We start from the raw sequence: 8,186 nt of genomic DNA on the forward strand, positions 1-8,186 counted from the left end.
CGCTTAAAATAAAAGAAAACTACAATATCCGTGAACCATGTAGGAGGGACCTTTCATGCCTGAAACGAACACCAGCAATATCGGTTTTGAAAAGCAAATCTGGGATGCAGCTTGCGTACTACGCGGCAATATTGACGCATCGGAATATAAGTCTGTGGTGCTGGGCTTAATTTTCTTGAAGTACATTTCTGACCGATTTGAAGCTAAGTATAACGAATTGGTTGCAGAAGGCGACGGCTTTGAGGAGGATCAGGACGAATACACTGCTGAAAATATCTTCTTTGTGCCGGAGAATGCCCGGTGGAGCATAATCGCTGCAGCGGCCCACACACCGGAGATTGGCACGGTGATTGATGAGGCCATGCGCAGCATTGAGAAGGAGAACAAGCGTCTCAAAGACATCCTTCCCAAAAACTTTGCTCGCCCGGAGCTGGACAAGCGCCGCCTGGGGGATGTGGTGGATCTGTTCACTAATATCCAGATGGTAGAGCACGGTGATAGCAAGGACATTCTGGGCCGTACCTACGAATACTGCCTGTCCAAATTTGCTGAGCAAGAGGGAAAACTGGCTGGAGAATTCTACACACCATCCTGTGTGGTGCGTACTCTGGTGGAGGTTTTACAGCCTTACAATGGGCGAGTTTATGATCCTTGCTGCGGCTCTGGAGGCATGTTCGTGCAGTCGGCCAAGTTCATCGAGAACCACGGAGGCAACATCAACAAGATTTCGGTCTTTGGTCAGGACTCTAACCCCACCACATGGAAAATGGCGCAGATGAATCTTGCCATCCGTGGGATTGAGGCCGACCTTGGGAAGTTTAACGCGGACACCTTCTTCAATGACTGTCACCCTCAGCTCAAGGCTGACTTCATTATGGCAAATCCTCCGTTCAATCTCTCTGGATGGGGACAAGAGAAGCTGTTGGATGATGTACGCTGGGCATACGGTACGCCTCCTGCCGGAAACGCTAACTTTGCTTGGTTGCAGCATATGATCTGGCATCTTGCTCCGAATGGACGTATTGGCATGGTGCTCGCAAATGGCTCTCTGTCTTCTCAGTCTGGCGGCGAAGGTGAAATCCGCAAGAATATCATTCTGGCTGACCTGGTGGACTGCATCATCGCTATGCCTACTCAGCTTTTCTACACGACGCAGATTCCCGTTTCCCTTTGGTTCATCTCCAAGAACAAAAAGCAGAAGGGCAAGACGCTGTTCATCGACGCAAGAAAGATGGGTACGATGGTCACGCGCAAGTTGCGTGAGCTGACGGATGAGGATATTAAGAGAATTGCAGATACATACAACGCCTTTGTCGATGGAACGCTTGAGGACGAAAAAGGCTTCTGTGCCGTTGTCACTACTCAGGATATCGCAAAGCAGGATTTCATTCTCACTCCGGGACGCTATGTTGGTATCGAAGATCAGGAAGACGATGGTGAGCCTTTTGAAGAAAAGATGAGCCGTCTGACCTCCGAACTGTCCGAACTCTTTGTAAAATCTCATGAGCTTGAGGCTGAGATCAAAGAGAGACTGGGGGCGATTGGATATGACATCTAACTGCGTATCGCTCTATTCGCTTGCTGAATGGAAAAATGGGCTTGCTTTCAAACAAATCCACTTTACTGAGCATGGAAAGCCCATCATAAAAATTGCTGAATTGAAGAATGGTATTACAGCACAAACCGCTTATACACAGCAGCTTTTTGATGATTCTGTTCACCTGACTAAAGGAGATATGGTTTTTTCGTGGTCAGGAAATCCCGAAACATCCATAGATGTGTTTTGGTATGATCTACCTGATGGATGGCTAAATCAACATATATTCAAGGTGACTGCAAACAAAGGTGTCCATAGGCTGTACCTGTATTACTTGCTAAAATCGCTTAAGCCTCAATTTACAGCGATTGCATCAAATAAACAAACGACAGGATTAGGTCATGTTACTATAAAAGACATGAAAGAGCTGATGATCGATTTACCCGATTATGATATTCAAAGAGCTGTTGGCGAATATCTTTATTCAATCGATCACAAGGTATACATTAACCATAAGATAAACGATAATTTAGCGGCTTAGAGCCGGATGTCGGAGACATCAATCTCGCCGGACAGCAGCTTCGGCAACAAGGTATCTCTAAGTTTAGAAAGTTCCTTATTCTGTTCCTCGTTGTTACGAATGAGCGCGAAAAGAGCGTCTATGTTATCGTTGAACGCGGCAAGCTCCTCTTCGGGTGGAATTACAACCGGAATAGATTTCAAGTTAGCTTGACTGATCTTAGGTTGTACCGCACCGGTAACGATGGATTTCACAGGGGTCTTTCTAAAGAGAAGCATCAGGCTCTCAACATTGAAGCCGAGTTTACCAGTAAGGATATGTGCGTGGTTATTTACCCAAAACTTGCCCCACACATATTGAAGGATGGGATAACCGGCATCATCTACGACAGTTCCATCCTCTCCGAGAAGGAGATACTTGCCGTCAAAAATGTATTCGTCAACATAGTCCATAAGCGATGCAGCACCATAATAGGGATAAATCTTTTTCTCCATTTTCATTCTCTGTCCGCCAGAAAGAGGAATGCGTTTTGCATCGTGAATTTCGACTATTTCACCGACTGTGCCCACTCTCCACCCATCAGGAAGTGCGTCCTCAGTGGAATATGGGAAAGCATTTGAGTACAACGCAGCTGCTTGCTGCTGTAAATTATCGTTTACCATACAAGTAACTCTCACCGGCGGCGAGAGAAATACAAAAGGAACTGCCGCTGACCGTCGTTCTCTTAATCTACCGTAAAGGAGTAACGACGATGAAAGAACAACTGATAGCTGAGATACAGCGCAATATGCTGTCTTCTCTCAACAACGAGCAACTGATGAAGCTAAGGCGCGTTTTAGAAAATGCTCTGCAAGGGCTGTCAATCAGTGCTGAAGAACCGCAAAGTACGCCCAAAGAACGAGATGCTGCAGAGGCATTTATTGCTGCAAAGCGCATTGAAGGCTGCTCAGAAAAAACCTTGAGCTATTACTGGAAGACGATTGAGTCGATGGTATCAGGTATCGGAAAAACGCCGCAGCAGATTACCACAGATGACCTCCGCAAATATTTAACTAACTATCAGATAGAGCGCAAATCAAGCAAGGTGACGATTGATAACATCCGGCGCATACTGTCCAGCTTCTTTTCTTGGCTTGAGGATGAGGACTTTATCCTCAAAAGTCCGGTCAGGCGGATTCATAAGGTCAAGACTGCGAAGGTGGTCAAGGACACCTACACGGATGAGGCGTTGGAACTGATGCGGGACAACTGCGAAACGGTCAGAGACTTGGCAATCATTGATTTGCTTGCCTCGTCCGGTATGCGTGTTGGAGAGATGGTCGCGCTTAGCCGCGATGACATCAACTTCAACGAGCGTGAGTGTGTGGTCTTCGGCAAAGGCAACAAGGAGCGGCTTGTCTACTTTGACGCAAGAACAAAGATACACTTGCAGAATTACCTTGAAAGCCGCACAGACGGCAATCCGGCTCTGTTCGTCTCCCTGAAAGCACCATTTGAAAGGTTAATGATCGGAGGCGTAGAAACACGGCTTCGGGAGCTTGGCAAGCGGCTTAACTTGCCGAAGGTGCATCCGCATAAGTTCCGACGGACGCTGGCAACCTCAGCCATAGATAAAGGTATGCCCATAGAGCAAGTCCAGCAGCTCTTAGGGCATCAGAAGATAGACACCACCATGCACTATGCGATGGTGAAACAACAAAATGTGAAGCTGGCACACAGAAAATACATCGGATAGGAGCAGAAAGATGGAAATAAGTGAGGTAAAATTAAGTGATGTTGCGTCGGTTAAAGGTGGGAAAAGACTGCCCAAAGGTATTAACCTAATTTCAACGCCAAACTCTCATCCTTACATTAGAGTTCGAGATTTGAATAATAAGAGAACACTTGAATTAGACAGCTCGTATGAGTTTGTCGATGACGAAACACAGCAGTTTATTTCTAAATACATAGTAAATCATGGAGATATTGTTTTATCCATAGTTGGAACAATCGGGCTTGTGGCTATTGTAGGCAGAACTTTAAATCAAGCAAACCTAACAGAAAACTGTGTCAAAATAACTGCTCTGTCTGGCATTGATCGAGACTTCTTATACTACTTCCTGAAATCTTCATATGGTCAGCAGGAGATATCACGGGATACTGTCGGAGCTGTTCAGGCAAAGTTACCTATAAAAAACATTCAGAATATCACGATCCCGTTACCTGATGTGCATACGCAGAGAAGGATTGCCGCTATGCTTTCTTCTCTTGATGAAAAAATTGAGATAAACCAGAAGATAAACGATAATTTACAGCAGCAAGCCTTCGCTCTATTTGATAGGCTTTTGATGAAAGCAGACAATTCAGAGTGTCTGGTATCAGAGATAGCTTATCTAAACCCGAAGCGTTCGCTTTCCAAAAATAAAATGGCACGCTGTATTGATATGTCGCAGCTCTCAACCTCTGGTGCATTCCCGTCTGGCTGGGAAATGAAGCCTTTCACCGGAGGAATGCGTTTTACAAACGGTGATACCTTGTTAGCCAGAATTACACCTTGCCTTGAAAACGGCAAAACTGCCTACATTGATTTTCTTGATGATGAGGAAATAGCGTTTGGATCAACAGAGTATATTGTCCTTGCTCCAAAGGAAGGCGTACCGCCAGAGTTCTTATACTGCCTTGCCCGCTATCCTGCGTTTGTTGACTATGCGGTTAAAAATATGAATGGCAGCAGTGGACGGCAGCGCGTGTCAGCAGATACGATCGGTCAATTTGTAGTGCCACATCCAAGTAAATGTGCTATGAGAAACTTTGGAAGCATTGTCTCAGCACTATTTATGAAGATGAAAAGCAACTCGCTTGAAAATCTCAAACTGGCGTCACTTAGAGATGCCCTTCTTCCTAAGCTGATGTCCGGTGAGGTTGATGTCTCTGGCATCCGGCTCTAAGCCGCTAAATTATCGTTTATCAGGGAAGAAAGCAAATTGAACTTGTCCGGCTAATGATAAGAGGATGTCGCACTTCATGCGACCACGTGCCGCCGTGTAAGCGGTATAATGGTAATAGGCTGAGAGCCTATGTTCAATAAAGGAGCTGAATTATGGCAGGATATTACACAGAATCAAATTATGAGAACGCTGTTCTCCAATTACTTAACGAAGGGCTGGGCTATACCTACGTTTACGGACCAGCGGTAGAGCGTGATTACCATACCCCTTTATACGAGGATGTATTGCTGCCTTCTTTACAACGCATCAATAAGGACTTGCCCATAGACGCACTGAATGAGGCGATCTACAAGCTCAAGAACTTTGAAACCGGAACTCTGCTGCAAAAAAACATGGTTTTCATGGACTATCTGCAAAATGGTGTGCCGGTCAAATATTTTGAAAACGGCGAGGAACGCTCCACCCTCGTCTATCTCATCGACTTCAAAAATCCTGCCCATAATGACTTTACTGTTGCGAATCAATGGACTTTCATCGAAAACTCTGAGAAGCGTCCTGATGTTATCCTCTTTGTAAATGGTTTGCCCCTTGTTATCGTCGAGCTGAAATCCCCTTCCCGTGAAGAGACGGACGCATCCGACGCATACCGACAGCTCAGGAACTATATGTACGAGATTCCCTCCATGTTCATTTATAATGCGATCTGCGTTATGAGCGACATGACCACATCCAAAGCTGGTACAATTACGTCCGGCGAGGACCGCTTTATGGAGTGGAAAACAACCGATGGCAGCTACGAGAATACTCAGTACGCCGCCTTTGATACCTTCTTTGAGGGACTGTTCGAGAAGAACCGCTTCCCTGACATCATTAAGAACTTTATCTGCTTCAATGTTGACGGGCAGAACACCTTCAAAATCCTTGCCGGTTATCATCAGTATTTCGCTGTCAAAAAGGCAGTATCATCAACGCTGAAAGCAACTGTCACGGATGGCAAAGGCGGTGTGTTCTGGCACACTCAGGGCAGCGGGAAGTCATTGTCCATGGTTTTCTACGCCCATTATCTGCAAGAGGCATTGGAAAGTCCCACAATCGTTGTAATCACAGACCGAAACGATCTGGATGACCAGCTCTATGGGCAGTTCTCGCGCTGCAAGGATTTTCTGAGACAAACTCCCCAACATGCCGAAAGCAGAAAGCATCTGAAAGAACTGCTGGCTAATCGTCAAGCAAACGGTATCATTTTTACAACGATGCAGAAGTTTGAAGAAAGCAGTGAGGCTCTTTCTGAGCGGAGAAACATCATCGTCATGGCAGATGAAGCTCATCGCGGACAGTATGGTTTGACGGAAAAGGTTGTTGTCAAGCAAAAGGAAAACGGTGAGGTCGAGGCTAAGACCATCATCGGCACTGCTCGTATTATCAGAGACAGCCTTCCAAATGCTACCTATATCGGCTTTACTGGCACTCCTATCTCTTCTAAGGATCGCAGCACTCGTGAAGTGTTCGGTGACTATATCGACATCTACGATATGACGCAAGCGGTTGAGGATGGAGCGACAAGACCGGTCTATTATGAAAGCCGTGTCATTCATCTCAAGCTGGATGAAAATACGCTGCATCTCATTGACACCGAATATGACATCATGGCTCAGAATGCAGATCCGTATGTCATTGAAAAGAGCAAAAAGGAACTCGGTCAGATGGAGGCAATTCTTGGCGCTGATCAGACGATTGAGTCCTTGGTCAACGACATCCTTGACCATTACGAAAACTACCGCGCAAATGTCCTCACCGGCAAGGCTATGATTGTTGCCTACTCCCGCCCGATTGCCATGAAGATTTATAAGCGCATTCTTGAACTGCGTCCCGCATGGACTGAGAAAGTCGGTGTGGTCATGACGCAGGGCAATAACGATCCCGAGGAATGGCGTGAAATCATCGGGAATAAAGCCCATAAGGATGATATGGCAAGAAAGTTCAAGGACAACAGCTCTCCCATGAAAATTGCTATCGTTGTCGATATGTGGCTGACCGGATTCGATGTCCCGTCCCTTGCGACAATGTATGTTTACAAGCCGATGGCTGGACATAATCTGATGCAAGCTATCGCCCGTGTAAACCGCGTCTTCAAGGATAAGGAAGGCGGTCTTGTCGTTGACTATGTGGGCATTGCTGCTGCCTTGAAGCAAGCAATGAACGACTATACCACAAGAGACAAGAAGAACTATGGAGATACCGATGTCAGTAAGGCGGCATATCCGAAGTTCCTTGAGAAGCTGTCCGTATGTCGCGATCTCTTCCACGGCTTTGATTATTCCAAGTTCATGATCGGGACCGATCTTGACAAGGCAAAGACCATCAGTGGAGGCGTGAACTTCATTCTCGGTAAGAGCGTTGCGGAACACGATCTGCCCGACAACGAAAAAACGCAGAATATCTATATCAAAGAAGCTCTGCTGCTCAGACAAGCTCTCTCGCTTTGCGGCAGCTTAGTAGACGAGAAGACGCGCTTTGAGGCGGCATTCTTTGAGTCTGTCAGGACGATGATTGTCAGGCTGATGTCTGGCGGCACGGGCAAGAAGTTCACTCTTCCTGAGGTGAATGAATGCATCAATGAGCTTTTGAAACACAGCATCAAGAGTGAAGGTGTTATTAATCTGTTCTCTGATGTTGGCACTGAGTTTTCCCTGTTTGACCCAAGGTTCCTTGATGAAATTGCCAACATGAAGGAAAGAAATCTTGCTGTTGAATTACTGAAAAAGCTGATTGCAGAGCAGGTTTCCATCTACCGACGCACCAATATAGTAAAATCAGAAAAGTTCTCTGAGATAATTCAGAGTGCCATGAATCGGTACCTTAACGGGATGCTGACCAATGAAGAAGTCATCCAAGAGCTTTTGAAATTGGCTAAGGACATTGTTATAGCTAATGCAGAGGGTGAAAAGCTGGGATTGACTGCTGAGGAACTTGCGTTCTATGACGCCTTAACAAAACCGCAGGCTATTAAAGACATTTACGAACACGATGAGTTGATAGCCCTCACAAAAGAGCTGACAGATTTGCTGCGTCAGAATCGTACTATTGACTGGCAAAAGAAAGAGAGCGCCAGAGCTGGGATGCGTTGTTAGAGTCGGGAGAAATTAGCCATTTTCTGCCGGGAGAAAACAGCCAATTTCGGCCGGACGAAAATCGCCAATTG

At 46.0% G+C, this 8,186-nt stretch carries 6 protein-coding genes; 5 read left to right on the plus strand and 1 reads right to left on the minus strand.

What is annotated here, in order from left to right:
* Positions 1-55 precede the first annotated feature (55 nt).
* Positions 56-1,558 carry a class I SAM-dependent DNA methyltransferase gene (locus tag Q0Z69_RS12360; protein WP_298034001.1) on the plus strand — a complete coding sequence of 501 codons (1,503 nt, stop codon included), beginning with the start codon at positions 56-58 and terminating at the stop codon, positions 1,556-1,558.
* The gene (locus Q0Z69_RS12365) at positions 1,548-2,078 is read left to right on the plus strand and encodes a restriction endonuclease subunit S (protein ID WP_298034004.1); all 531 of its coding nucleotides are present in this window, start codon (positions 1,548-1,550) and stop codon (positions 2,076-2,078) included. The genes Q0Z69_RS12360 and Q0Z69_RS12365 overlap by 11 nt, the downstream gene beginning before the upstream one ends.
* Here Q0Z69_RS12365 and Q0Z69_RS12370 read toward each other — a convergent pair.
* Complete coding sequence (locus Q0Z69_RS12370; RefSeq protein ID WP_298034007.1) at positions 2,075-2,719, minus strand: restriction endonuclease subunit S; 645 nt, start codon at positions 2,717-2,719, stop codon at positions 2,075-2,077. The genes Q0Z69_RS12365 and Q0Z69_RS12370 overlap by 4 nt on opposite strands.
* Positions 2,720-2,808: 89 nt before the next feature.
* Between Q0Z69_RS12370 and xerA the strand changes: the two genes are divergently transcribed.
* The 3 genes from xerA (at position 2,809) to Q0Z69_RS12385 (ending at position 8,115) form a co-directional block, all read left to right on the plus strand.
* On the plus strand, positions 2,809-3,792 hold the full coding sequence (xerA, locus tag Q0Z69_RS12375) for a site-specific tyrosine recombinase/integron integrase (protein ID WP_298034010.1): 984 nt from the start codon (positions 2,809-2,811) through the stop codon (positions 3,790-3,792).
* Between the two features lie 10 nt (positions 3,793-3,802).
* Complete coding sequence (locus Q0Z69_RS12380) at positions 3,803-4,984, plus strand: restriction endonuclease subunit S (protein WP_298034012.1); 1,182 nt, start codon at positions 3,803-3,805, stop codon at positions 4,982-4,984.
* Positions 4,985-5,136: 152 nt separating this feature from the next.
* Entirely contained in the window at positions 5,137-8,115 is a 2,979-nt protein-coding gene (locus Q0Z69_RS12385; protein WP_298034014.1) for a type I restriction endonuclease subunit R, read from the plus strand.
* Positions 8,116-8,186 lie beyond the last annotated feature (71 nt).

This window comes from uncultured Dysosmobacter sp. (genome assembly GCF_947631165.1).
In the GTDB taxonomy this organism is placed as follows: Bacteria; Bacillota; Clostridia; order Oscillospirales; family Oscillospiraceae; genus Oscillibacter.

Coding starts and splice junctions, on each gene's coding strand:
- Q0Z69_RS12360 (WP_298034001.1), top strand. CDS start 56: ATGCCTGAAACGAACACCAGCAATATCGGTTTTGAAAAGCAAATCTGG.
- Q0Z69_RS12365 (WP_298034004.1), top strand. CDS start 1,548: ATGACATCTAACTGCGTATCGCTCTATTCGCTTGCTGAATGGAAAAAT.
- Q0Z69_RS12370 (WP_298034007.1), bottom strand. CDS start 2,719: ATGGTAAACGATAATTTACAGCAGCAAGCAGCTGCGTTGTACTCAAAT.
- xerA (WP_298034010.1), top strand. CDS start 2,809: ATGAAAGAACAACTGATAGCTGAGATACAGCGCAATATGCTGTCTTCT.
- Q0Z69_RS12380 (WP_298034012.1), top strand. CDS start 3,803: ATGGAAATAAGTGAGGTAAAATTAAGTGATGTTGCGTCGGTTAAAGGT.
- Q0Z69_RS12385 (WP_298034014.1), top strand. CDS start 5,137: ATGGCAGGATATTACACAGAATCAAATTATGAGAACGCTGTTCTCCAA.